Origin of the sequence: Halobacteriovorax sp. RT-2-4, from assembly GCF_047085445.1 — a bacterium.
Classification (GTDB): Bacteria; Bdellovibrionota; Bacteriovoracia; order Bacteriovoracales; family Bacteriovoracaceae; genus Halobacteriovorax_A.
This window is the reverse complement of sequence record NZ_JBKIXY010000002.1, coordinates 973,792-997,834: the sequence shown is the minus strand read 5'-3', so window position 1 is coordinate 997,834 and position 24,043 is coordinate 973,792. Positions and strand designations below refer to the sequence as shown.

Sequence of the window (24,043 nt, the reverse complement as noted above, 5' to 3'; positions counted from 1 at the left end):
TGATGAATCAGGATCAGATTTACCATTTAGAAAGTGAGTTTATTAGAGTTTCAGTTACGAAGCAGGGAGCTGGGCTATTATCAATATTTGATCTTGAATCATATGTTGAATATCTATGGCAAGGTCATCCAACTCTAAACCCTTGGAAGCCACAAATAATTTTTCCAATTGTAGGAAAACTTAAGGATGATCAGTATTGGTTAGGTCGAAAATACTATCACATGCAAAAGGATGGCTTTCTTAAAGACTTCCAATTCGAAGTCAAAAATCATCGTAAAGATCGAATTACCTTCGTTCATACGAATAGCCCCGATACAGAGCTTATATTTCCATTTCGCTACAGTATTGAAGTTACTTATATGGTTTATGGGCCAAAACTTACAGTTTCTTTTGTTATTAAAAACCTTGATAAAAAAGAAATGTTCTTCTCTTTAGGCTTTGCTCCAACTTTCAATGTTCCTTTAGGACCAGAAGGGCATGATGATTGCTTTATTGAGTTTTCAACTCAAGAAGAGCGTGGAGCGTATTTTCTTGAAAATGATTTAGTTAACTTTCATGATGCGGATAATAAAAAAGTTGTTCAAGATTGTCGTGTTTTCTTCACTCAAGAAAATTTTAGAGGTGGAGAAATGGTATTTAAGGATATTAAGTCAAAGAGTATCGCTCTTAAGAATATTTTAAATGAGAAGTCGGTTAATATAGATCTAGGGAATATTCCATATTTATCAATTTGGACATATCCAGGTGCGAACTTTGTTAGGATTGCGCCAGCCTTTGGAGTTACTGATGCTCTAGATTCAAATAATGACTTTTATACGAAAGAGGGACTAATCGATTTAGAGCAAGAAAAGACCTTTAAGCACGAGTTCGTCTTTCACATAAGATAGTCATATCCACTAGGACCAAGAATGTATCGAAATGAATTAGAAGAAATAAAGAGCAGTATTCATACTAAACTCGACACAATGGTGTGGGGTGATATGTCTATTGAAAGAAAGGCCGATAAGAGTATTGTAACTGAATTTGATATTTTTGTGTCTGATCAAGTGAAAAAGGTTTTTCATGAATCAAATTTTGATTTTAATTTCTTTTCAGAAGAGGACCAAGAGAGCTTTGAGTTTCCTGTCATTGTTCTAGACCCAATTGATGGTACTCGAGAATTTGCCAAGGGGTACGGTGAATGTGCTGTATCTTTAGCTATTTTATATTCTGCTGATATTCACGATGATCGAAACTTTGGTTGGATTTATAATCCTTTTACTGGATTTGAGATTACAAGTGATGTGAAATATCCACTTGGAAGTCGCCATGCTCATGCTGAGGCGGTAAATATTATGATCTCCCGTTCAGAGTGGGAGAAGGGTGCTAATAAATTAGATTTTAAGCATAACTTCAGGATAACTCCACTAGGTTCAATTGCATTTAAATTAGGTCTTCTCGCAGCAGGTGCAGCAGAATGTGTAATCTCATTTCGAGATAAGAATATTTGGGATATTGCTGCTGGAGTAATTATTTGTCACTCTAGAGGAATCTACTCAGATGAGATTGATGATCTTTCAACAAAGAAGTTAAAAGGACCATTCATCTTCTGTCGAGATGAGTTAAAAGAAGCTGTTCATAAAGAAGTGAATCGTTTAAAAAATTCTTAGTTAAATAACTCTTCAAAATCTTTCATTGTGAGTTTTCCGCTGAATAGTTCTTCATCATCTTCAGGAAGAAGTTCTTTGAATAGCTCACGTTTGATATCTTGTAATTTTAAGACTTTCTCTTCAACTGAACCTTTTATAATAGGTCTAAATACGTTTAGAGTATTTTTCTGACCAATACGATAAGCTCTGTCGATTGCTTGAGATTCAACAGCTGGGTTCCACCAAGGATCCATAATGAAGACATAGCTTGCTGCTGTTAAGTTAAGACCAACACCCCCGGCCTTTAGAGAAATAAGGAAAAGCTTTGTTTTCCCACTTTGGAATTCATCTACTGCTGCTTGTCGCTTCTTAACATTCAGAGAACCATCAATTCGAGAATACTTCCAACATTGGCCATCAAAAGCAGAACCAATGATATCAAGATAAGTCGTAAATTGTGAGAAGACGATAACTTGGTGACCTTCTTCAACGATTTGTTCTAAACTTTCAATTAGGTAGTCAACTTTTGTTGAAGTAAGACTTCTAATATCCTTTGTCGTTTTATTGCTATGATTTTGCCACAGGCAACTTTGACGTAATTCAAGAAGCCCTTTGAGAATTTCTCCATACTTCTTGTTCTTAGGAGCATTATTAATATTATCTTTAATTGATTGTAATTTGTTTTTGTAAAACTCGTCTTCGCCTTCATCAAAACTAAGGAGAACATTATTCTCTATTTTAGGAGGAAGGTCTGTGAGAACTTGATTCTTCGTACGCCTAAGGATAAATGGGGCGGCAGTTTTTCTCGCGTATACTCTTGATTTAGGAGTAGAGCTAGATCTTAAGAATCTTAGATCTCCCCAGATACCAGGTATACTAAGATCAATAATATTGAAGAATTCAGCAAGATCGTTTTCAACAGGTGTACCCGTTAGGCAGATTCTAAAGTCTGCATTGATTTTTCTTGCAGATGACGCTCCAAGAGAGCGCATATTTTTAAGGTGCTGAACTTCATCCAGAACGAGTACATCATAATGTGATTCTTCAAATTCAGCTTCAAGTTCTCTTTTTAAGATTCCATATGAAGTTAGGATTACTTTCGCTTTACTATCTTCAGGTAATTCTCTGTCTGCACCGTGGAAGATATGAACATCGATATCCGAGAATTTTTTAAATTCATTTTCCCAGTTAAGTAGTAGGGAAACTGGACAAACAATTAAAACTTTATCGATCTTATCGTAGATACTCTCAATAAAGGCGATTGTTTGAATTGTCTTACCAAGACCCATGTCATCTGCAAGACAGGCCCCAAGCTTATTTTCATGTAGAAATTTAAGCCAATTGTAACCAGTCTTTTGGTATGCCCTAAGAGTTGAACCGAGATGTTCAGAGATAGGGTAGTCTGGAATACCTTCTAGATTTTGAAGTCTTTCACAAAGCGCAATTTCTTCTTCTGTAAGCGCGCCCTCTAGACCAATTTTCTTAAGTTCAAATAATTCAAAAATTCTGGCACGAGAAAAAGGTAAGATGAATTTTTTAAATTTTCCATCTTGTATCTCTTCTTTTGCTTCAAATTTTGTATATTTTTGTACAAATTTTAAAAGATCTTTTTGCTCATTGTTTAGTAAGATGACACCATCTTTAGTAATGGCAATACTATTGTCCAAATCGACGTTCTTGAGGACTTCTTGGTCGACGTCATTTATTTCTAGTTCTAAATCAAACCAACCTGAGCGCCCAATTTGCTTTCTTTCAAAGCGTATTCGCGAGTTCCAGTTTTTGATTTCATTATTATTATAGAAAATTTCAACACCGTAAGGTTTTGTTACCGTAAATAACTTAGAAAGACCTTGGGTAATTTGTGACATTGATACCTGAAAGATAACTTCGTTAGTATCTCTGTAAAGGTAAGAGTAGCGGAAAAAGTGATCTCCAAACTCTGTTACCATAACTTTAAATAAAAGGCGTTGAAGCTTATTATCATATTTATAAAGCTTATGATTTTCGTGATCAAAGCTCAGCGTATAGTCTTTACTAACAACTTCTGAAATAAGGCGAATCCACGAAGACTTTTTCGATTTTCCTGATAGTGACTTTTTATAACTATCAACACCTGTTTCAAAGTAGTGTTGAACTTCTCTTAGGAAGTGATAGGCTTCAATTTTCTTTCTAAAAAGATCAAGATAGCCACCTTCAAAAGTGAGAGAGGCCATAAATTGTGGAGGCCTAGTCCTCTTATCTTCCTTATTGAAAAATTCAATTGAGAAGTTGTTGTAACCCTTTCTTTGAGAGTTGTTTATATAAATTCTTAAGTCAGGAGACTCAATACTTGAAATATCGAATTGGTTTCCTTCAACTTCAAATGCGATATATTTTTCTAGCCTTTCTGAATAAGCCAGATTTAAGGCATCATCGATTTTATATGATGTTAAGTTTGATCTTAGAGTCGAAAAGAACTCTTTTAGTTCACTTGGTAGCGAATATAAATGACCAGTATCCCAATTAAATAAATATATACTTTCAAAAATACTAATATTTCGATGAGTTTTTCCCTCATCATCGAGTAAGGCAAAACGAATACTCGATTTTAAGTCATCCTGAAAATCAACACGTTGCTCTTTATTTGGAGCAATATTGAAAACAAGTTTCCCAGAAAGATTTTCAGGGATAGGGAATTCAATAGTTTTCTTAGATGTTAAAGAATAGTTTAGTGTAGAGTATGTCGGGCCATGAGGTGCATTTTCTAGCTCGTGTGGTCCACTAAGAATTGTTCCATACTCAAGAGGGTAAACACCATATCCTCCAATTGGTGGAAGGTGAGTACTTGTATCTGACTGATCGTTTGTTGTCGCAATATAGTACATAAAGAGCGCAGCTGTATGGTGACAGTGCTTTTCTTTTGTCCACTCTAAACAGTCACATGAAGTTGAGAGTGGAGACTCGTCAGTTCCCTCAAGTCTTTTCTTGTAAACAACTTTAGACTCATAAGGACGGTCTTCTTTGATAATACCTGTTGTAATTAGGTAACCATCAAGACTTCCTTTCTTAAATGAAAGAGAGACCTTCCCAAGGCTGAGAACTTTTCTGGCCTTTGAAATTGCCAGAGTTGAAAAATATTTTTTTGCTAGGTCGAGTCCAGGTTCTTGTGTCATATATTACTTTTATGTCTAAAAGCCTTATTATAACGCAAAATTAAGGAATGTAATAGTTTTAGTTAGCTCAAGTAATAAGGCCCCTTAATAGGGGCCTGAATTACTTAGTTATTTTCGATATATGACTTAAGAAGTTTTGCTCGAGAAGGATGTCTTAGCTTGCGAAGTGCTTTTGCTTCGATCTGTCTAATACGTTCACGAGTTACGAAGAAGTCTTGTCCAACCTCTTCTAGAGTGTGGTCAGATTTCTCACCAATACCAAATCTCATTCTTAGAACTTTTTCTTCTCTTGGAGTAAGAGTTGAAAGTACTGAACGAGTTTGCTCAGATAATGTAATGCTCATTACAGCATCTGCAGGTGAAATAATTTTCTTATCTTCAATGAAGTCTCCTAGAGAAGAATCTTCTTCCTCACCAATTGGTGTTTCAAGAGAGATTGGCTCTTTAGAGATCTTTTGAACTTTCTTAACCTTATCAACAGGCATTTCCATCTTCTCAGCAATTTCTTCTGGAGTTGGCTCACGCCCAAGTTCTTGGATAAGTTGTCTTTGAGTTCTAACCATCTTGTTGATTGTTTCAATCATGTGAACTGGGATACGGATTGTTCTTGCTTGGTCAGCAATGGCACGAGTAATGGCCTGACGAATCCACCAAGTTGCATAAGTTGAGAACTTATAACCACGACGGTACTCAAATTTATCAACAGCTTTCATAAGACCGATGTTACCTTCCTGAATTAGATCAAGGAATTGTAGACCACGGTTTGTATATTTCTTAGCAATAGAAACAACAAGTCTTAAGTTTGCTTCAACTAGTTGAGCCTTCGCGCGGTCAGCTCTTTCTTCACCATTAGTGATAATCTTGTAAACAGTCTCGATATCGTCAAAGCTCATTCCAGCTTCTTGTGATAGTCTTCTTAGTTTTCTTAGAATATCTTCTTGGTTACGAACTAGTTGCTCTACCTTTGCATCAGTTGTGTAAAGCTCTTTAGCGAATGCACGTTTGAATGCATCGTCTTCCATAATCTTTTCATGAAGATCACGGTAAGCTTCAATTGTTTCGACTTCTAGGAATTTAAAGATACGATCTTGTTGCTCGTAAAGATCTTTAAATTGTAGGTAGTACTTCTTAACTGGTTCAACGAAGCTATTGATGATCTTTCTGTTGAAAGTAAGATCCGCAAGCTCTGTTGCAATAGAGTCCATTTTTGTTTTTTCAGTTTTTGAAAATTTATCAAGAGTTCCATCATCTTCGTTTAGTGAAGAGTCATAGATTTCTTTAAGCTCATCACATACATTGATGATTGTTTTCTTAACCTTATCAATGTCTTTTTGTGTTGATTCATCATCAAGACCACGTACAAGCTCTCTTACGAACTCAGTTGGGTTTTCTAGTTCAGTGATACGATCTTTTAGGTTAATGATTTCTGCAATCGCGTGAGACGATTTAAGTGAAGAAAGAATAATTTCTCTTTCACCTTCTTCGATTTCTTTTGCAATTACAACTTCGCCTTCTCTTGTAAGAAGGGCAACAGAACCCATTCTCTTTAAATATAATTTTACAGGATCAGTTGAGGCACTTCTAAGTTCAGCTCTCTCTTCTTTTGAAAGCGTCTCTTCAATAATTTCTGTACCGTCAAGCTTGATTCCTTCATCTTCCTCTTCAACTTCATGATCAGTTACTTCAATCTCTGATTCGCTGATAGCTAGCATAATGAGGTCAAGTTCTTCAGGAGCAATTAAACTTGCTGGAATAGCATCGTTAATTTCTTCTGGAGTTAGAGAGTCTTGATCCTTACCGCGAGCGATAAGTTTTTCGAAACCCTTTGATTTTAAAAATTGTGCAGCACTTGACATGTTTGGTTTCTCCAGTCTTTTACTTTTTTAAAGCGTGAAGCTTTCTTCGGATTTTAAAAATCTTTTCATTCAACTTAGTTTCTTCTTCTTGAGTTGTAATATTACTTCTCTCAGAATCTAAGCGACCAATTTCTTCTTCTAGACTAACTCTTTCAAGTTTTGTTTTAAGGTCTTTAATAATTTTAAACGCTCCCTCTTTTTCTAGTTTGATTCCTTTGTATTTCTTTATGCCCTCATCGATTATTTCATGTAGGCCGAATTTGGAAGAACTCGAAAGCGCAAAGTTTTTAAATTCCCTCTCATCTATTTCAAAGATTAAATTTTTCAGATTTAAAATATATTCTTTTACCCTATCTGAGTGCATAAAATCAAGCAGATCGGTCATTTCATCATACTCAAGACAATCCGGATGTTCAACGATAGCAAGCAGTAAAGTCTTCTCCGTTTTTGAGATTGGAGCTTCAACTTCATCCATTATTGGCATCACACTTGCATCACTTTCGATGAAACTTGCCATATAGTCTTCGTCAAACTCAGCTGGAACCATTTCCATTGGTGGATTCTCTTCAATGGCCGGCTTAAAGGCTGGAGATTTCTCATTTTTTAAGAAATCTTCATAATTCTCGATAATACTGTCTTTACTTGATTCAAGATTAAGTTTTTTTGCCCAACTAACAAGTCTTTCGATAGCGTTCAGGTCTTTACCTAGTGGAGATACAAGATCAAATGCCTGTTTTAGAAGAGCTAGCTTTTCATCCAGAATTTCAATCTTACGATCTGGTAGTAATTTTGAAAATTCATAGTCAATAAATGGAACAGCGTTATCAATTCTGTCTTGATAGGCAATGATACCTTCCTTTTCAAGGAAGTCGTCCGGATCTTTATGGGGATTTAGATCGACAAACTTAGGGATAATACCTGTTTCAAGAAATTGGCGATTGGCCCTCTGTGAAGCCTTAAAACCAGCTTCATCATTATCAAGCGAAAGATAAATATTCTTTGTCATGGACTTAAGCGTACGAAGAGAGTTGTCGCCAAGGGCCGTCCCCATGATTGCGACACTATTTTCAAAACCCTTCTTGTAGTTTGCAATTTGGTCCATATTTCCTTCAACTATAATCACGCTATCGCGCTTTCTAATGAATGATTTTGCAAGATGGAGGCCATAGAGAAGGTTTCTCTTGTTAAAGATGAACGACTCTATAGAATTCATGTACTTAGCGTGTTGATATTCATGAATTCGTCGGCTAGTGAAGCCGATAACTTTACCGTAATGGTCCCAAATCGGAAACATTATGCGTTCACGAAAAGTATCATAATGGGACTTGTTGTCGGCATTATATTTAACGATACCAATTTTCAGGGCCGTCTGTAGAATCTCTCCACGGTCTTTGGCCGGAAGGGAACATATATAGTCGTAGATGCTATTTTTTTTAGGAGCAAATCCTAGTTGATAGAGATCTGCAATTTCATTGCTTAAATGACGATTCTTTAAAAAGTCTAAATACTGTTCAGGTTTGAGGTTTCGCCCTGACTGAAAGTAGATAGTTGATGCAACTTTAAGAATTTTTTCAGCATAAATGAACTCTTTCGACTTTTCTTTAGTATTTGTATAAGAGTCGAAATCGATACCAAACTTATCGCAGATATCTTTCATGGCCTCGATGAATTCGAGGTTTTGAAGATTCATAACGAAGTCGAAGTGACTGTGACCTGCTCCACATGAGAAGCATTTATAGATCTTCTTGTCGTTAACAACAGACATCGAAGGATTTGTGTCGTCGTGAAATGGACAGACCCCATAAAGGTTGTTGCCCTTGCGAACTAAGTGCACACCATAGCGCTCGATTAAATCAGAAATCGGGATCTCATTGACGATCTTTTCGCGCAGTCTTTGTAATGACATGTGTGTGCTAACCTAGCTTATTAATTTGCTTTTTTGGATTTTAGAACAAAAGCCTTAATATTTACACCTTGCTCGATAAATATTTTCTCAAACTTTGTTTTAAATTGGCAAAGTAGGTGATCTGGAGCGTCGTTCCATAGATCTTTTGTCTCGAGTTCAAGCTCAAATAGGTCCTGTTTCTCGATAACTTCCTTCATCCACTCCGCATAACCATCGTGATCAGTCTTCACAAAGAAATATCCACCTGGCTTAATAACTTTGTATGCTCTCTCAAGGAAAGGAAGCTGAAATAGCCTCTTCTTGTGATGACGCGCCTTTGGCCATGGATCAGGGAAGAAGTAGAATACTTTATCTAATTCATTCTCTGCAAAAAGGTGTTCGATTCTTTCACCTTTAGCTCTTAAGTATTTAAAATTACGATATGGAAGTGACTTTAACTTCTTAGCTAAGGCGTAGCTTCTCTTAAAACGATAATCTAAACCAACAAAGTTTTGGTCTCTATAAGCATCACAGTATTGAAGCATAAAGTGGCCGTATCCAGTTCCGATCTCAAGGCATAACTCGCCATCTTGCGTGAACACTTCTTTGTTCCAATTACCACGGTGAACTTCAGCTTCTTCATCTCTTAGAACAAATTCACTAAATTCCTCTAACTTATCATGGTAAGGGTTGCGGTGCTTGTACTGAAAGTCCTTAGCAAATGACTTGTCTTGGTCTTGTTTGTACGCAAATGGATCGTTTGTCGCTTCTTGAGCGTCTGATTTTACTGGCAACTTATACTCCTAAATGATTATTGCACCTAGTTATCAAATTGAAGGCGCTCAGGCAAGGCTTTAAAACCTTTCTACAAGGTTTTGAAGAGGTATTCATAAATAAATATTAGGGATAATTAAGTATTAATTAACTCAAAAGCTATGGAAACTGTAGTATGAAGTTTATTTTGCAACTTTTTCTAATTTTTCATCTCTCTCAAGTGGCCCATGCCTTCGATGCAATGAGCAGAGGGCCAGCTTCTATTGATCCTACTCCCACATACAAGGAGCATGAAGTTAGTATTATTCAAGGACATTATCGACATCAGTATTTTCGCTATTTTCTAGAGGAGATATTAACACTTTCTCGAAGTGACTTCGGTGATTTTAAAGTTAAGAGCCTTGAGTGCGGAAATGAGAAAGAATGTGTGGAGTCGGGAGCTTATAAGAAAGGTGATATTATTTATTCTCCTTCTGAAAATTGGGATTTAGCAGATTTTAAAAAAATAGAGGCCCCGATCTTATCTGGCTTGATGGGACTTCGCTTGCCGGTTTATGAGTATAAAGATCGCATGAAATTTGAAGCGATAAAATCCCCTGAAGAGTATAAGAAAAAGCGTGTATCATTTAATAAGAATTGGCGCGATTATAAAATATTAGAAAAATCTAAGTTTAAACTAATTGCAGTTGAGACATTTGATGACATCTACGGTGCACTAACTGATAGTCGAGCAGACTATACTCTTAGGGGAGTTTCTGAAGCATTTATTGAAGTGCTCAACCAAAAAGAGAATCTTCTCATCGATACAAAAAACTTTATCTATTATCGTTATCCAGTTTATCTCTATGTGAGAAAAACTAATAAGAGACTCTATCGAGCTTTGATTTTAGGAATGAAAAAAATGGAAAGCCAATCCTATAATAACTTTACTAGAAGTTTTGTCGGACAAAACCTTGTCTTGGACGAAAGAGAGAGTTGTAAGATCTATAATGTGAATACAGAAGTCGTCCAGGTTTTAAAGCAATGTGAGCTAAAGGGTCTAATTGAAGCTGTTGCCAACTTCAATCGAAATTAACCTTTTAACATTTGCTCAATAAGACGAGCTGCTTTCTTTGCTTCTTGTGGATTTTCTAAACGCTTTTGAATGAGCTTTTGAAGTTGTTCAACTTCTTGCTTCATCTTCTTATTGCCTTGAGGGGCAGTAGGTGCTGAGTTTTCACGTGAGTCAGCACCCTTAAATAAGTGAGTATATTTTTTAACACCCATGAGAATTCCTAAGCAACTGCTTCAGCTGCACCTTTTTTCATTGTAGAAACTCTTTTCATGTGTTCCTCAATTACTTCATATAACTCTAGTTTTGTTGTATATGGATCCATACCATCAGGCATTGTCGAATAAATTACTTCGTTGTTGATTTCTGCAAAGATAAACCAGTTGTTACCTAGTTTTTGAAAAAGAACTTCTGTACCTTTGTGTTGAATTGTCATAAATCATCCTCCTGAAATAGTTTTTGCAATCCTTGCTAAAACAATGACACTAACTTTATCGTCGCTTTAATTTTTTCTTTTAAAAAAAAGTGAGTACTATTTATGAACGGAATTTTTTGCCGATGTTCTCTAGAGAAATGCCGAAAGGCTAGTAACGATACGTGAATCCGACATTGTAACCAAATGTTCCTTCAAGGTCTGTCGAGATTTTATTATCTGGCCATAATTGAGAATTTGTAAATTGACCATCTGACTCAAGTGTTGATGGAAGTCGAATGTCGATAACAGGGCCATGATAAAGATAAAATGTGGAAGAATCGAAGATTCTTTTATGGGATAAATTTATTGAAAGTCTTGCATTAAAAAATAGGCCACTAAATAGTTTCTCTTCTGCAATTCCATTTGTTTCATCATCTTGATTAACAAATCGTCTTTGGTAATTGAGTCCAACTTGTAGCATTGATTCGATTTCAAAATACTGTCTCTTGTGAAACGTATATGAAACAACTGGCCCAAACGAGTAGTGAATATTACTCTCTGTTGTGAAGATATCGCCATTAAGTCGATACTCCGCTTGCCCTGTCGTAACACCTCCGAAAAAGCCGTAGTAGAGGCGGTTCCCATCATCAAATGTTGCTGGGCTTAGATACTTCACATTTAAGCTTCCTTCAAAACCTGTACTTTCTTGCTGAACTTCAGAGTTGTAGGCATAACGAGAAGAGACACCTTTTTTAAAGATGAGATCAAATTGGGCGCGATGAAGAGGGCGCCCCTTTAATGGATATTCATCAGGAAGAGGTTCTGCAATAACATAATCAGTTGGATCATTTTTAACATAAATAGTGTTGCCGAGATCTTCTGATTCATTATTTAAAATCAGCTTAATAAAGTCCTTTCTAATATAGGCTTTTCTTCCATCTCTCGTAAGAGTTACGTAGTAGTCCTCTTCGTTCAAGTAGTTTGGATGCAAGTAAACTTTGGTACCTTTTCTCAATTTCATTAGGATGTGGCCATCTTCATTTGGCTTGCTGACAACAGGGGCTTCATGGACGCGAATGATTCCATTTGTTGCAAAGACAGAAGTTGTCAAAAGTATAATGAAGACTAGCTTTTTGATCATATTGAAACCTCAAATTCCTTGCCAATATTAAAGCTAATAGCTGTCGCAGAATTATCATTAGTAAGGTTTGCAGCTGGTAAAACGACACTTGAATCAAATGCATAATTTTGCATTTTAAGGTCTAAGCTTACAAAGTATTTTGCATAATTGTAATTTACATTGATACCAAATGAATCGATTGTGTAATCTACTTTAGAATTATCAATTGTTGCTGAAGTGTAGAGTGATCGTTGGGCACTAAGGCCGGCGGCAATAAACGACTTTTCATTTATGTGATAACGATATTCTGTGCGTAGTCCTATTGAAAAAGATGTGAGTTGGACTTCTTGGCCACTATTTTGTGCTAGGTATTCAGCAATAAGAAAGACAGGGATATTTGTAAACGTTTCAACTCCAGCTTCTAAAGCAAGAGTGGTGCTTGATAGTGAAATATTATCAAGAAAGAAGTTCGGTGTTGAGCTCCCTAATCCTGCTCTTATCTGTGTATAAGTATGTATTTGCTTCTTATCGTATTCGATTGCTTTGAATTTATCTTGTTTAAAAGGAGTAAATTTCTCATTGTTGAAAGTTAAAATTGTTTCTAAATGATCTAGGTTCGTACTTAAGGTAACGTACTTCACATTATCTTCATTTCCATCACTTGGAAGGATAAAGAAATAGCGTGAACCCGGTGATACTTCTTTAGTTCTAATGATTGTATTCTCTTTTATGCGATAGTAACTTTTTCCATCAAGTGACTCAATTAATGAATTTGCCAAAATAACACTTCGAAAAGTCTTCGCCTTTAAATTATTCTTTATGTATTTAAAGCGTGGTTTCGCCTTTGTTTTAACAGCTTCCTCTTTTAGATTAATTCTTCGTAAGTCTTCAAACAGCTTGTCAGAAGAGCTTTGGGCCACACATGTTTGTTGAATAAGCAGACAAGTGATGATGAATTTAATTAGTCGAGACATTCAAGGGCCTTTTGAAATGCAATGAAGTTACTTTCGTACTTAAAATCCTTCTTTGTTATTTGATCAAATGAAACCCATTTGTAGCCTTGATGTTCTTGTGGGGAAATGATGACTTCTTTCTGATTGGTTTTTGCAAGAAAGCAATACTCCGTCACATCCTTGTTCCAGCGATCATGAAATTCAAATTTTTGATCTAGTTGAATTATTTCTGCAGCACTAATTGAAGTCTCTTCAAGTAGCTCACGTTTGGCAGCTGTAAAAATATCTTCTTCAGGCTCAACAGATCCTGTTACATTTTGCCAACCAAAACCACGATCTTCCTTCATCTCAAGTAGAAGAATGGCCTTTAAATCATTGTGCACAGTGACAACCTGAACCTTTTTATGACGCGTATTCATAGGTTTATTATAGCAAAAAAATTTAATTTCAATGCCTTGGGCAAATTTGGAGGTTAATTTCTTTAATTTGTCTTACATTCCGTTCATTTTGCGGCGCAAATTTTTGTCGATTCCCGTGGTTTTTGGTAGATTATTGCGATGGATTTAATGCGAATTATCAATACATTGACTTTGGCCCTGCCGGGCTTTCTATTAGCGATCTCTTTTCACGAGTTTGGACATGGTTGGATGGCCAAGAGATATGGTGATGATACGGCCGAAAGAATTGGGCGCTTAACTTTAAATCCTATTCCACATGTGGACTTAGTTGGAACAGTAATTTTCCCAATGGTAGGAATTATGCTTGGCGGAGTTCCATTCGGTTGGGCCAAGCCAGTACCTGTGGATGTTCGTCGATTTAAAAATATGAAATCAGGGATCTTCTGGGTAAGCTTTGCAGGCCCTGGAGCGAACTTAATACTTATGGTTTTATCTGCGCTATTCTTTGGAATGGTTTACGCTTATGTTCCAGCGACTTTCTCATTAAAGACGCAATTTATGGATATGCTTCAGTACTCGGTATTTATTAATATCTTACTGGCGGTCTTTAACTTAATTCCATTTCCTCCACTTGATGGATCGAAAATGGTTGCAGCTTACTTAGATTACAACTCAGCACGAAAATATGAAGAACTTCAAAGATTTAGTTTTATTTTTATTCTAATTCTTTGGTTTACACCTATCTTTGGTTACATGATCAGACCGGTTATGCAGCTAGGGATGGTATTAATGAATACTTTTGCAGGTATTCTCTCTTAATTAAGTTAATTGAGGGATTTGAGGGAATTAACACATGTTAGACACAACGATTAAGGTTAAAACGGATACATTTGATGGTCCACTTTCACTGCTTTTGCTTCTTATTCAAAAAGAGCAAATGTCGATTAAAGAGCTAGACCTTACTAGAATTACTAAGCAGTACTTAGATTATCTAGCAAATATGAAAGAGCTTAACTTTGATATTGCAGGAGATTACTTATTCTTAGCTGCGACGTTAGTCCTTCTTAAATCAAAGAATGCAGTTACTGAAGAGGAGCAGGCTAAACTTCAAAGTCAGCTTGGTTCGGAGAGCTCGTTAAATATCACTTCTCATGCGGAGCTTGTTCGTCGTCTTGAAGAGCTTGCCCTTTACCAAAAGATGGGTCAAAAGCTTCTTGATCTTCCTCAAACGGGAAAAGATATTTTCGTAAAACCAAAGGTAAATCGTAAGGAGATTGTTAATTCAATTCTTACTCCAATGGAGCTTGAGAAGCTAACTGATACGATGATTGATTTCATTTTCCGTCAAAATCGTAAGTATACAGTTATTAAGCGTGACCGTTTATCGATTAAAGAAAAATTAGAATTCTTAAAGACATATCTACAAGTGGGACAAAAAACAAATCTAGATGAACTACTTGAAAATGATAGCAATAGCCGAATGGCAACGACGACTGGTGAAGATACTGCAAAAATGTCTGCAGACGGTAAGAACACAATTGATAACGTTGTAATTACATTCATCTCACTATTAGAACTTGCTAGACTTAAGCGTGTACAGGTTTTCCAAAATGAAAGCTTTGGGCAAGTTTACGTTGATGTTGTGAAGACTCTTGATGACTTCGATGTTACTCAAGCCGATGGGTTTGATGATGAGAATGAGTCAAAAGATAAGATTGAAACACAAGAATTAGAAAATATGGAACAAGTAGCGCAATAAGCGCTATTAGAGAGAGCACACAAATGGAAGAGAACACAACAGTTACTGAAGCAAATCTAGAGTTTCTATCAACAGAAGAAGAGATGGTTGAAGAGTTAGAAATGGCCCTAATGCCATCAGATGAAGACCTAGAGTTTCCAGAAGAATACTTAAAGCTAGAGTCTGACTTTGCTGATGAAAAACTTCAAGAAGATAAGCTTTGGAAAGCCAGAACAGGACTTAATGAAGAAACAATTTGTGGTGCAATTGAAACAATTGTATTCATGAGCGATAAGCCGGTTCCATTAATGAAAATCAAATCACTTATTGATGAAGATATTCCTCTACGTGTTGTTCACGAAGCAATTACTCGTCTTCAAGATGAATATGAGTTAAAGCACCACGGAATTCGTCTGCAAGAAGTTGCAAATGGATACCAATTTAGAACAAAGGCAACTTTCTCTAAGTATGTGCAAGACCTATTTAAAATCAATGAATTAGTACTTTCTCCAACAGCTCTTGAAGTACTAGCAATCATTGCCTATAAGCAGCCAGTTTCAAAAATTGAAGTTGAAAAAATCCGCGGTGTTGATAGTTCACACATTGTACGTGGTTTAATGGATAAGAGACTCGTTCGCGTAACTGGACGTTCTGAAGAAGTTGGACGCCCTGTTCTTTACGGGACAACTTCTGAATTTTTAGAGGTATTCAACTTAGCAAATATTGATCAACTACCACCAGAACATGAGCTTGCTGAAATTGCTACTCAAGGTGTTGGTAAAATCGAAGATATTAAAACACTTGTTAACGCCGACCTTGCGTCACGATTTGATCAAGATGAAATTGAAGAACTTGATAATATCGCAATGTCGATTAAGGCAATTGATTCAGAAACAGCATTTACAAAGTCTCTTAAGGTTCAAGAGAGAAGACGTAAGTCAGGTAGAACTGAAGAAGGTGAAGAAGCTGCACCAATTCTTACTGCATTTGATCTTCTTGAGCAGCACCTTGATAACTCACTTGTTACAGGAGCAAATAAGGAATCGGCTGAATCGGAAGTATTTACGGCCATTACTTGTCCAGAAGTTATCGCAGACTTAACTAAAGGCCCATTCAATATCCCCGAAGAAGAGGAAGATGACTTTGAAATGATCGATCTTGATTCAGGTGAAGTTATTAAAGATATCTCTGTTGAAGAAGCGCTAGAAGAAGTTGCTGAAGCAATTTTATCTTCTGGAAGTGAAGAAGGTCTTGATGAAGAAGATCTTATTAATGATGAAGCCGATATTGAAGTAGCGGCCGAGCAGGTTGAAGAAATTGCTATTATTGATGAAACAAAAACGGATGAAGAAGCCGATCAATTAGCACAAGCTCTTGATGATGCGTTTGCAAAGTTATTTGGTGGTGACTCTGCTGTGCCACAAGATGAGATGGAAGTTGATCTGGATGATAGTATCAATGAAACAACTCAAAATTTAATTAATGGAGCAAAGGATCTTGATCTTGACCTCGATTTTTTAAATAACAAGGACTTAGGGGATTCTGAGTCATATATTGATTAAGAAATAATTACTTAAATACTTGTAAAAGCTTACGTTTAGTTCTATTTAGACGTAAGCTTTTTCTTTTAGCTTTTAACCGCCGAGATGGCAGATAGGAGAGTCAAAATGTCTAAATTAGTACGTTTACAAAAATTTATTGCAGATTGTGGAATCACTTCACGTCGTAAGGCCGAAGACCTAATCGTTCAAGGACGTGTAAAGGTTAATGGTATTGCTATTCGTGAACTTGGTTCTAAGGTTGATCCAACGATTGACGCTGTTGAAGTAGATGGTAAAGCAGCAGATCTTGGTTCTGTTGAAAAAATCTATATGATTATGAATAAACCTCGTGGGGTTATGACTACAGTTAATGATCCTGAAGGAAGAGAAACTGTTGTTGATCTATGTAAAGAAATCAGTGAAAGAATCTATCCTGTAGGTCGTCTAGATTACCTTTCAGAAGGTCTTCTATTAATGACTAATGATGGTGACTTTGCAAATCTTGTTATTCACCCAAGTTCAGAAATTACTAAGGTATACGAAGTAAAAGTATTTGGTGCAATCAATGAATTCCTACTTAAAAAGCTAAGAGCGGGGGTTTATATTGATGGTGTAATGACAAAGCCACAAGCTGTTCGCGTAATTAAGCAACTAGAAACAAAAACATGGCTTGAGTTTAGAATCAATGAAGGTAAAAACCGTGAAATTCGTCGTATGTGTGAAGGTGCAGGTCTAACTGTTGATAAACTAAAGCGTGTTGCTATTGGTGGCTTAACTGTAGAGGGGATTGCTCCTGGTTCATACCGTCTAGTAAATAGAAGAAACTTATTGAATGCTATTGGTATTGATATGGCAGGAAATAAAATGCAAGATGCTGTTGAGTATATTTCAAGCAAGAAGTCTGTAAACTTAAAGAAGAAAGGTCATCAAGGTTGTACAGCGGCCGATGATAAAGCTTTTGTTAAGTTTAGAAGAGAGACTTACTTTAAATCAATTAAAGAGATTGCTGAAACTAAGAAAGCAAAAGAAAAAGAGATTAGAAGACAAGCTTGGGAAGAAAAAGAAGCAGCTTTCAAGAAGAGACAAGATAAGAAGAAAGCTCGTGTCGCTAAGAAAGAAAATGAACAGAAACATGTTCACGTAGAATTTGTTAAATAGAAAAAGCCGCTTTAAGCGGCTTTTTTTTTATCTTTTTAGTCGGTAAATTAGTCTAACTCTTGGATATCTTCGATTCGATCAATTCGATCATCAATTCTTAAGTCCTCATCTGTTCCTCTAATATAGCGGTTCAGGTACTCAAGTTGATTATAGATTTCTTGGTAATTATTAGTTCCGATTCTTAGGTCGACTAGAGTCTCAGAATCATCAGCAATATAAACATCAAGATAAAGATATTTTTCAATATTATCAACAGGTAGAAGCTCTACTAGAAGTTGCATAATATATTGCTCGTTATTTATATTTCTAAGTTTTGAAGTGAATTTATCGACCTTTTCATTGTAAGGCATATCACTATGGATGATATCGTAGAAGAACTTAGCAAGTTTCTTTGTTTTTCTTTGGTATTCATCTTCCGGTACTTCATATGGACGCATTCTAGAGTCTTTGTCATGGCCTGATGTGCGAATAACTCTTTTGCCTCTTAAGTGTTCAGCTAAGCGGTAGTGAAAATCTTCAAAGGAGATCTTGTTAAGATAAGAGAAGGCATCCTTCTTTAAAATCATTGTAAGTTTCGAATTAAAATTTACGTAACGCTTCTCTTTAGGGATTCGTGCGATGACGTCATCTCTTACTATCTCAGGAAGTATTCCACTAAGAATTCTTAAGTATCTTTTTTGCTCTAATCTTCTAAACTCGTTATCAACTCGATTAAAGTTCATTCCTACGTTTAAGAATTTATGATCACTATGAGATGAAGTTAGTCCAAAATATGAAAGGATTTCTTTCTCTTTTGTATCAAAAATTTCAATAGAGATTTTTGATTCTTTCGTCTTTGTGTAGTTAGGGTAGTAGAAGGCGACAGTTGAGCCATCAAGTTTTTCGAAATTAAAACGGTTATTAACGTAGTGGCTCTTTGCTCCAAGCTTTAGAATATCTAAGTTAAGCTGAATCCCTGAGGATTTAGATTTGTATCTATTGTGTCCTTTAAAAACACGCTCTACTCTTGGAGAGTTCTGACCATTATCAATCTTAGCAATTCGATCAACATCCTCTAGGTTAACAACGTAGTACTTATCTAAAAGATCAGAATTAAGTGATTCAGCAAGAAGCTTGGCTTCTTTAAATTTAAAGACATTGTTGAATAATTTATCATAAACCTTTCTAACTTCTTCATCTTTAAGGTTAAAAACATAGTCCGCAAGAATAATATTACCCTTAGTGCGAGAAGCATCTAGTTTAAACCAATCAAGCTTATACTTGTAATCGACATCTTGACCCAAAATTTCAAAGCTAATAAGTTCTATCCCAAAACGGCTTCTAAAGCTTATTCCAGAAGTTTTCTTCTTTTGAGCAATGATTTTTACACGAACTTTCTTATCATCAAGCTTGTATACCTGAATTAAGAAGTCTCCTGCCATCGTATAAAACCCAGTAAGACCTGTGTTCATAAGTGGGATTGCATTGTTGTAACTAAAGCCTGTCGTAATGGCCATTGAAGCAGGGATTGAAATAAAGTCACCTGGATTTAATTCATCAACATATTTAGAGCGAATTGGGATCTTAGCGACATTAAATGGAAGGGCCTTCATTGCATCTGTTTTCTTTGCAAATTGTCTTGAAATGATTACTTCATTATTTCGATCGGCCTTTAAGAAAAATGGCGTTTGAAGCTCTGGGAAGAAGGCATTCTTTGTATCGTGCTGAATTCTAAAATTAAATTGATCACGGCGAGTATAGTTTCCTTGAATATAGGATTTTTCTACTTCGTATTCGTACTTTCCTCTTAGAGAAAGGCCATCTGCGATATTGATTTTAAAAATATCAACATCAAAGCTGACTTTTAAACTGTTAAAAGCATCGATTAGCTTTCTATTGATATTTTCTTTCGACAGGTGATCTCTTAGAAAGTACTTGAACTTCAAATAAGTACTTGGAGTACTATCTTGAGTTGTGGTTTCTACCACATTCTTGTCGTTAATAGGCGCCTGCTCGGCCGCAAAGCTGAGTGACGTAATCAGGATAATTATCAGTGTTTTGAACCTATTCATGTCTATGATTAATATCATAATAAATAGTTGGAAAATCGTTGAATGTAATAGTTATAAGTGTGAACAAAGTCTAAGCATATTTTATCGACTGATAGCTCACTATAAGGAGAAAGTTAATTCAGTTAACTTTTAAGTGACTAAATTGGCAAACACAGGAAATTATAGGCATTTTCTACAATAAATTCCCTTTGGGGAAATAATAAACTTTGACACAAATTGGCATAAATTTAAATTAGTAAAAGCCGATAACTAACTAGATATATTAAGTTTAAATAAGAGATCAAAACTTTTTTTATTTGCTGGGAAAAATAAGGTCGCTATTTGCGCTATTTACCTGGTGATATATTAGTTGAAGATTATTGAGTAGGAGAATGAGTATATGGAAGATCTTAAGAAGTTTTCTTTTTTAATTGTAGATGACATGAGCACAATGAGAAAGATCGTAAAAAAGCTATTACGTGATTTAGGGGCCGATCGTTTTGTTGAGGCAGTTGATGGAAAAGATGCTCTTAAAAAAATTGTAGAGAATAAAGGTGGACCAAATGAGATATCTTTTATCATCTCTGACTGGAGTATGCCGAATGCTACTGGACTGGATCTGCTAAAAACAATTAGAGGCAGTGAGAACTTCAAAGAGATGCCATTCGTAATGGTTACTGCAGAGCAAGACGTTGCACAAATTCAAGAGGCAATTGCTAGTGATGTAGATGGTTATGTTATTAAACCATTCGATCAAGCATCATTTAAAAAGAGGTTGGCCCTGGCCATGAAGAAAAGGTTTCCACAAGGTTAATAGGAGGCTTTCATGGGTATGGTAGAGAGAATTACTAAATCTCACTTCTCTGTTTTGGCCTTCTCAGGTGATATCGATCTAGATTGCGTAAAGTCTTTATCGATGATCTTTGATGCGATTCTAGAGGACGAGAAGGATAAGCTAATTATTCTAGATTTTAAGAGTGTCGAATTTGTATCACCAAAAATTTATAATGAAATATTTAGGCTTTTTAAATCTGCAGAAGATAAATCAATTCTGATTTATACAATTAATGCGCGATCAAAATTAATTAGAGAACTTAAAAGTGATTATGCAGATGAACGTTTTAATTTCACAGATTCGATATCGAAAAGACTACAAGAGCTAAATCTTAAAAAGAAGAGAATTGAGCTTGATGTAAACTTTGTTAACCCATTTATTCAAGCAGCAATTGATACATTTGGGGTTCAGGCAAATTTAAAAGTATTACCGGGAAAAGTATCAAAAGCTAAAGATTTTGAAAGTTATGAGATTGGTTTAATTGGATCAATTGATGTTCAAAATGAGCAGTTTAATGGCAGGCTTTTAATTTGTTTTCCAGATATTGTTTTTATCAATATTTATAACCAAATATTCGGAGAAGATTACACTGAGCTTAATGAAGATGTGAAAGATGCAATTGCAGAATTTACAAATATTACATTAGGGCAGGCAAAGGCTACTTTAAATCAAAATAGAGGGATTGTTATTGACCGTGCAATTCCATCAGTTTTACTAAGAGAGAACTTTTCAGAAATTGAGCTAGGCAAATATGAGTCGTTAATGATTCCACTAGCAACGAAACTGGGCTCTTTTTATATCTACATCCTATTGGGGGCAAACGAATAATTAGGTAGTTGGAAAAAACTGAACATGATCTTTGTCATGTAATTAAGATTGTTTATAGAAATTTATAGTAAGCCACTAAAAACACTAATTAAATAAAAATTTTGTCCGAATAATGAAGAGATATTAACACAAAAGACAAGATGTGATTATGGATGAGTTTGAATTAGAATTAAAGATGGATTTCCTTGAAGAGGCTGTTCAGCTTCTTGAAGATTGTGAAGAGTCTTTCCTAGAGCTAGAATCGGGTGTCGATAATACAGATGAGCATATCGATAAAATCTTTCGCCTTGCTCACAACCTTAAGGGTACATCAAGGGCCGTTGAGTTTAGTGATGTAGCTGAGTTTACGCATGAGATGGAAGAGCTGATCTTAAAAGTTAAGAAAGGCGAAGTCGATATTTGTGCTGATGTTATTGATGTATTCTTAAAATGTTCAGATCATTTAAATAATATGATCTCAACTCTAAGAGATGATATTGAAGCAAAGTTTAATTCTGATGAGATCATCCAACTTATTAAAGATGTTTCAAGTGCTGATGTTGAGCATAATGACCTGAGAATTTCAAATATTCCTGATGAAGCTGAATTTGAAGCGAGCGCGCAAGAAGAAGATGAAGATACTTATCATCAAGAAGTAGAAGAGGACTTTGAAGACGAAGAACTACAAGGAATTCTTGATAACGAGGAACCTGTAAGCTTTGATGAAGAAGTTGTTGCGGATGCACGTCCGAGTCAATCAGATATGAGTGACCTCGATCGTCTATTATATGGTGAATCTTTTGATACAACAGAAGAAGTAAAGCCTGTTGAAGCACCTGTTTCAAGTACACCAAATGATCTAGATACTTTAATGAGCGAAACAGCTCCTAAAGATCCTGTCGTTGATAATGTTGTAAGTCTAGATTCTGCAGCGAAGAAGGAAGAGAAGAAACCATCTTCGGCTCCTGTTGCAAAAACACAAGCGGCAGCTCCTAAAAAAGCAGCTAAGCCGGAAGAGACAATTCGTATTGGTATCAGCCGTGTAGAAAAGCTTAATAACTATGTCGGTGAGCTTGTAATTCTACAAACTGTTTTAAGTGAATGTAACGATCTTGTTGCTGATGAGCACGTAAGAAAGAGTGTTAGTCACTTATCAAAAATTACAAAAGAAATTCAAGATATTTCAATGAAAATGAGAATGGTACCACTTAAAACAACATTCTCTAAATTACAACGTATTGTAAGAGATACATCAAAGGCATTAGGTAAGAAGGTTAATCTTACTATTGTTGGTGAAGAGACGGAAGTTGATAAGAATATTCTAGAGCAACTTTCAGATCCATTAGTTCACATCGTTAGAAATGCAGTCGACCACGGGCTTGAAAAGAGCGTTGAAGATAGAAAATCCGTTGGTAAGTCTGATGCTGGTGAAATTCAAATCAAAGCTTATCATGAAGGTAATAGTCTTGTGATTGAAGTTGTTGATGATGGAAAAGGGATTGACCCAGAGATTATTAAAAGTAAAGCAATTGAGAAAGGCGTTATTAAAAATGCGGATAAGCTAAGTGATCAAGATGCGATTAACTTAATTTTTGCACCAGGTTTTTCAACTAAAGAAGCTGTAAGTGAAATTTCTGGACGTGGTGTAGGGATGGATGTTGTTAAAAAGAATATCCAAGATATCTCGGGGGCCGTTGAAGTTAAGTCTGAGGTCGGATCTGGTTCTGCCTTTAGAATTAAGCTTCCATTAACAATGGCTATTATTGAAGGGATGGTTACACGAGTTAGTGAAGAAAACTATGTTGTTCCATTGAACTTAATTCATGAGACTGTCTCTGTTACAGAAGAAAACTATAAGAAAGTTAATAATGTTGGAGGATGTATTGTGCTTAGAGGACAAGTACTACCAGCATTTAGACTTAGTACACTTCTGAAACATAATGTGAAAGAGCCTTCAGTAAATGAGATTGCACTAGTTGTAAGAACTGAAGATATGGATTTTGCAATTGTTGTTGATGATGTTTTAAGACGTCAGCAAGTCGTTATTAAGAGTCTTGGAAATGATATCAAGAATACACAAGGTTTTATGGGAAGCTCTATTCTTGGTAATGGGCGTCCTGCTTTAATCTTAGACTTGAAAGAACTTGTTGTGAATAAAGTAAGTAAAACAAAAGGTCAGAGACCAGTAAGTAACGCAGCTTAATATTATAACTTGAAGTGTGGGGAAAATATGGAAAATGAAACAACTGATGTAACAAAAAGGTACTTAGAATTTAAACTTGGGGATGAACACTATGCAATCCCACTTCTACAAGTAAGAGAACTTATCTCTGTTCCTGAAACAACAAATGTACCATTTAGTCCTAGTTACTATGTCGGAATTATGAACTTACGTGGACAAGTAATTTCAATTATTGATCTACGCACGAGGCTAGGTGTTAAGCCTGCTGAATCTAATGAAGAGGCCGTGATTATTGTTGAGTTTGGTCAGCTATGCTTAGGTATTGTTGTTGATAATATTTGCAAGGTTCTATCTGTAGATGAAGAGCAGATTCAAGAAGTTGCTTCTGTAGAAACAAAGAAACGTGACCGCTTAAACAAGGTATATCGTCATAACGAATCTTTAATTCAATTAGTTGATCTTGAATCAATTTTGAATATCGATGAAATTAATGGCCTAGCTAAGAAAGCTGCATAATTGG

21 protein-coding genes and 2 pseudogenes are annotated in these 24,043 nt (G+C 35.8%); 11 read left to right on the top strand and 12 right to left on the bottom strand.

What is annotated here, in order from left to right; translation table 11 throughout:
- Positions 1 to 2: 2 nt before the first annotated feature.
- Together ACMAYL_RS15290 and ACMAYL_RS15285 are read left to right on the top strand one after the other, a co-directional pair.
- Positions 3 to 887 (top strand): hypothetical protein, encoded by an 885-nt coding sequence (locus ACMAYL_RS15290; protein WP_412470393.1) that lies wholly within the window; start codon positions 3 to 5, stop codon positions 885 to 887.
- 21 nt (positions 888 to 908) lie between these two features.
- On the top strand, positions 909 to 1,649 hold the full coding sequence (locus tag ACMAYL_RS15285; RefSeq protein WP_103217656.1) for an inositol monophosphatase family protein: 741 nt from the start codon (positions 909 to 911) through the stop codon (positions 1,647 to 1,649).
- On the opposite strand, the gene ACMAYL_RS15280 is transcribed toward ACMAYL_RS15285, so the two are convergent.
- The 6 genes and pseudogenes from ACMAYL_RS15280 to trmB form a co-directional block, all read right to left on the bottom strand.
- Positions 1,646 to 4,780, bottom strand: coding sequence for a DEAD/DEAH box helicase (locus tag ACMAYL_RS15280; RefSeq protein WP_412471312.1), 3,135 nt, complete (start codon positions 4,778 to 4,780; stop codon positions 1,646 to 1,648). The two genes, ACMAYL_RS15285 and ACMAYL_RS15280, sit on opposite strands and share 4 nt — an antisense overlap.
- Positions 4,781 to 4,884: 104 nt before the next feature.
- Positions 4,885 to 6,183, bottom strand: coding sequence for an RNA polymerase sigma factor RpoD (gene rpoD / locus ACMAYL_RS15275; protein ID WP_412471325.1), 1,299 nt, complete (start codon positions 6,181 to 6,183; stop codon positions 4,885 to 4,887).
- A 62-nt stretch (positions 6,184 to 6,245) separates the two neighbouring features.
- Positions 6,246 to 6,354, bottom strand: a pseudogene (locus ACMAYL_RS15270) (sigma-70 factor domain-containing protein); the annotation flags it as partial.
- Positions 6,355 to 6,429: 75 nt separating this feature from the next.
- Positions 6,430 to 6,636, bottom strand: a pseudogene (locus ACMAYL_RS15265) (RNA polymerase sigma factor region1.1 domain-containing protein); the annotation flags it as partial.
- A 19-nt stretch (positions 6,637 to 6,655) separates the two neighbouring features.
- The gene (gene dnaG, locus ACMAYL_RS15260) at positions 6,656 to 8,542 is read right to left on the bottom strand and encodes a DNA primase (protein ID WP_103217659.1); all 1,887 of its coding nucleotides are present in this window, start codon (positions 8,540 to 8,542) and stop codon (positions 6,656 to 6,658) included.
- Between the two features lie 20 nt (positions 8,543 to 8,562).
- Positions 8,563 to 9,315, bottom strand: a complete 753-nt coding sequence (gene trmB / locus ACMAYL_RS15255) for a tRNA (guanosine(46)-N7)-methyltransferase TrmB (RefSeq protein WP_103217660.1) — start codon at positions 9,313 to 9,315, stop codon at positions 8,563 to 8,565.
- Positions 9,316 to 9,470: 155 nt separating this feature from the next.
- Here trmB and ACMAYL_RS15250 point away from each other — a divergent pair, with 155 nt between their 5' ends.
- Complete coding sequence (locus tag ACMAYL_RS15250) at positions 9,471 to 10,370, top strand: hypothetical protein (RefSeq protein WP_412470390.1); 900 nt, start codon at positions 9,471 to 9,473, stop codon at positions 10,368 to 10,370.
- Here ACMAYL_RS15250 and ACMAYL_RS15245 read toward each other — a convergent pair.
- From ACMAYL_RS15245 to ACMAYL_RS15225, 5 genes are all read right to left on the bottom strand, one after another.
- Complete coding sequence (locus ACMAYL_RS15245) at positions 10,367 to 10,561, bottom strand: hypothetical protein (RefSeq protein ID WP_103217662.1); 195 nt, start codon at positions 10,559 to 10,561, stop codon at positions 10,367 to 10,369. The genes ACMAYL_RS15250 and ACMAYL_RS15245 overlap by 4 nt on opposite strands.
- A gap of 8 nt (positions 10,562 to 10,569) precedes the next feature.
- Positions 10,570 to 10,782 carry a hypothetical protein gene (locus ACMAYL_RS15240; protein WP_412471311.1) on the bottom strand — a complete coding sequence of 71 codons (213 nt, stop codon included), beginning with the start codon at positions 10,780 to 10,782 and terminating at the stop codon, positions 10,570 to 10,572.
- A gap of 148 nt (positions 10,783 to 10,930) precedes the next feature.
- On the bottom strand, positions 10,931 to 11,902 hold the full coding sequence (locus ACMAYL_RS15235; protein ID WP_412471310.1) for a hypothetical protein: 972 nt from the start codon (positions 11,900 to 11,902) through the stop codon (positions 10,931 to 10,933).
- The gene (locus ACMAYL_RS15230; RefSeq protein WP_412470389.1) at positions 11,899 to 12,855 is read right to left on the bottom strand and encodes a hypothetical protein; all 957 of its coding nucleotides are present in this window, start codon (positions 12,853 to 12,855) and stop codon (positions 11,899 to 11,901) included. Before ACMAYL_RS15230 ends, ACMAYL_RS15235 begins: the two co-directional genes overlap by 4 nt.
- Positions 12,843 to 13,253: an NUDIX domain-containing protein gene (locus tag ACMAYL_RS15225; RefSeq protein WP_412470388.1), complete on the bottom strand. Its 411-nt coding sequence runs from the start codon at positions 13,251 to 13,253 to the stop codon at positions 12,843 to 12,845. The genes ACMAYL_RS15230 and ACMAYL_RS15225 overlap by 13 nt, the downstream gene beginning before the upstream one ends.
- 138 nt (positions 13,254 to 13,391) lie before the next feature.
- On the opposite strand from ACMAYL_RS15225, the gene ACMAYL_RS15220 reads away from it, so the two are divergent.
- The 4 genes from ACMAYL_RS15220 to ACMAYL_RS15205 all read left to right on the top strand — a co-directional run bounded on the left by ACMAYL_RS15220 (position 13,392) and on the right by ACMAYL_RS15205 (position 17,669).
- Positions 13,392 to 14,051: a site-2 protease family protein gene (locus ACMAYL_RS15220; protein WP_103217667.1), complete on the top strand. Its 660-nt coding sequence runs from the start codon at positions 13,392 to 13,394 to the stop codon at positions 14,049 to 14,051.
- A gap of 34 nt (positions 14,052 to 14,085) precedes the next feature.
- Entirely contained in the window at positions 14,086 to 14,991 is a 906-nt protein-coding gene (locus ACMAYL_RS15215) for a segregation and condensation protein A (protein ID WP_103217668.1), read from the top strand.
- A gap of 23 nt (positions 14,992 to 15,014) precedes the next feature.
- Positions 15,015 to 16,532, top strand: coding sequence for an SMC-Scp complex subunit ScpB (scpB, locus tag ACMAYL_RS15210; protein ID WP_103217669.1), 1,518 nt, complete (start codon positions 15,015 to 15,017; stop codon positions 16,530 to 16,532).
- Positions 16,533 to 16,637: 105 nt separating this feature from the next.
- Complete coding sequence (locus ACMAYL_RS15205; RefSeq protein WP_103217670.1) at positions 16,638 to 17,669, top strand: pseudouridine synthase; 1,032 nt, start codon at positions 16,638 to 16,640, stop codon at positions 17,667 to 17,669.
- A 47-nt stretch (positions 17,670 to 17,716) separates the two neighbouring features.
- Here the strand turns inward: ACMAYL_RS15205 and ACMAYL_RS15200 are convergent, their stop codons facing one another.
- Positions 17,717 to 19,720 (bottom strand): hypothetical protein, encoded by a 2,004-nt coding sequence (locus tag ACMAYL_RS15200; RefSeq protein ID WP_146037831.1) that lies wholly within the window; start codon positions 19,718 to 19,720, stop codon positions 17,717 to 17,719.
- Positions 19,721 to 20,099: 379 nt separating this feature from the next.
- Between ACMAYL_RS15200 and ACMAYL_RS15195 the strand changes: the two genes are divergently transcribed.
- The 4 genes from ACMAYL_RS15195 to ACMAYL_RS15180 all read left to right on the top strand — a co-directional run bounded on the left by ACMAYL_RS15195 (position 20,100) and on the right by ACMAYL_RS15180 (position 24,039).
- Positions 20,100 to 20,513: a response regulator gene (locus ACMAYL_RS15195; protein ID WP_103217672.1), complete on the top strand. Its 414-nt coding sequence runs from the start codon at positions 20,100 to 20,102 to the stop codon at positions 20,511 to 20,513.
- 12 nt (positions 20,514 to 20,525) lie between these two features.
- The gene (locus tag ACMAYL_RS15190; RefSeq protein WP_103217673.1) at positions 20,526 to 21,362 is read left to right on the top strand and encodes a chemotaxis protein CheX; all 837 of its coding nucleotides are present in this window, start codon (positions 20,526 to 20,528) and stop codon (positions 21,360 to 21,362) included.
- A 148-nt stretch (positions 21,363 to 21,510) separates the two neighbouring features.
- Complete coding sequence (locus tag ACMAYL_RS15185) at positions 21,511 to 23,544, top strand: chemotaxis protein CheA (protein WP_412471309.1); 2,034 nt, start codon at positions 21,511 to 21,513, stop codon at positions 23,542 to 23,544.
- Between the two features lie 27 nt (positions 23,545 to 23,571).
- A complete protein-coding gene (locus ACMAYL_RS15180) occupies positions 23,572 to 24,039 on the top strand; it encodes a chemotaxis protein CheW (protein WP_103217675.1) in 468 nt (155 codons plus the stop codon).
- Positions 24,040 to 24,043 lie beyond the last annotated feature (4 nt).

Coding starts and splice junctions, on each gene's coding strand:
- ACMAYL_RS15180 (WP_103217675.1), top strand. CDS start 23,572: ATGGAAAATGAAACAACTGATGTAACAAAAAGGTACTTAGAATTTAAA.
- ACMAYL_RS15235 (WP_412471310.1), bottom strand. CDS start 11,902: ATGATCAAAAAGCTAGTCTTCATTATACTTTTGACAACTTCTGTCTTT.
- ACMAYL_RS15225 (WP_412470388.1), bottom strand. CDS start 13,253: ATGAATACGCGTCATAAAAAGGTTCAGGTTGTCACTGTGCACAATGAT.
- ACMAYL_RS15285 (WP_103217656.1), top strand. CDS start 909: ATGTATCGAAATGAATTAGAAGAAATAAAGAGCAGTATTCATACTAAA.
- ACMAYL_RS15245 (WP_103217662.1), bottom strand. CDS start 10,561: ATGGGTGTTAAAAAATATACTCACTTATTTAAGGGTGCTGACTCACGT.
- ACMAYL_RS15230 (WP_412470389.1), bottom strand. CDS start 12,855: ATGTCTCGACTAATTAAATTCATCATCACTTGTCTGCTTATTCAACAA.
- ACMAYL_RS15250 (WP_412470390.1), top strand. CDS start 9,471: ATGAAGTTTATTTTGCAACTTTTTCTAATTTTTCATCTCTCTCAAGTG.
- ACMAYL_RS15200 (WP_146037831.1), bottom strand. CDS start 19,720: ATGAATAGGTTCAAAACACTGATAATTATCCTGATTACGTCACTCAGC.
- ACMAYL_RS15190 (WP_103217673.1), top strand. CDS start 20,526: ATGGGTATGGTAGAGAGAATTACTAAATCTCACTTCTCTGTTTTGGCC.
- ACMAYL_RS15205 (WP_103217670.1), top strand. CDS start 16,638: ATGTCTAAATTAGTACGTTTACAAAAATTTATTGCAGATTGTGGAATC.
- ACMAYL_RS15220 (WP_103217667.1), top strand. CDS start 13,392: ATGGATTTAATGCGAATTATCAATACATTGACTTTGGCCCTGCCGGGC.
- ACMAYL_RS15290 (WP_412470393.1), top strand. CDS start 3: ATGAATCAGGATCAGATTTACCATTTAGAAAGTGAGTTTATTAGAGTT.
- ACMAYL_RS15280 (WP_412471312.1), bottom strand. CDS start 4,780: ATGACACAAGAACCTGGACTCGACCTAGCAAAAAAATATTTTTCAACT.
- ACMAYL_RS15215 (WP_103217668.1), top strand. CDS start 14,086: ATGTTAGACACAACGATTAAGGTTAAAACGGATACATTTGATGGTCCA.
- dnaG (WP_103217659.1), bottom strand. CDS start 8,542: ATGTCATTACAAAGACTGCGCGAAAAGATCGTCAATGAGATCCCGATT.
- ACMAYL_RS15195 (WP_103217672.1), top strand. CDS start 20,100: ATGGAAGATCTTAAGAAGTTTTCTTTTTTAATTGTAGATGACATGAGC.
- scpB (WP_103217669.1), top strand. CDS start 15,015: ATGGAAGAGAACACAACAGTTACTGAAGCAAATCTAGAGTTTCTATCA.
- ACMAYL_RS15240 (WP_412471311.1), bottom strand. CDS start 10,782: ATGACAATTCAACACAAAGGTACAGAAGTTCTTTTTCAAAAACTAGGT.
- ACMAYL_RS15185 (WP_412471309.1), top strand. CDS start 21,511: ATGGATGAGTTTGAATTAGAATTAAAGATGGATTTCCTTGAAGAGGCT.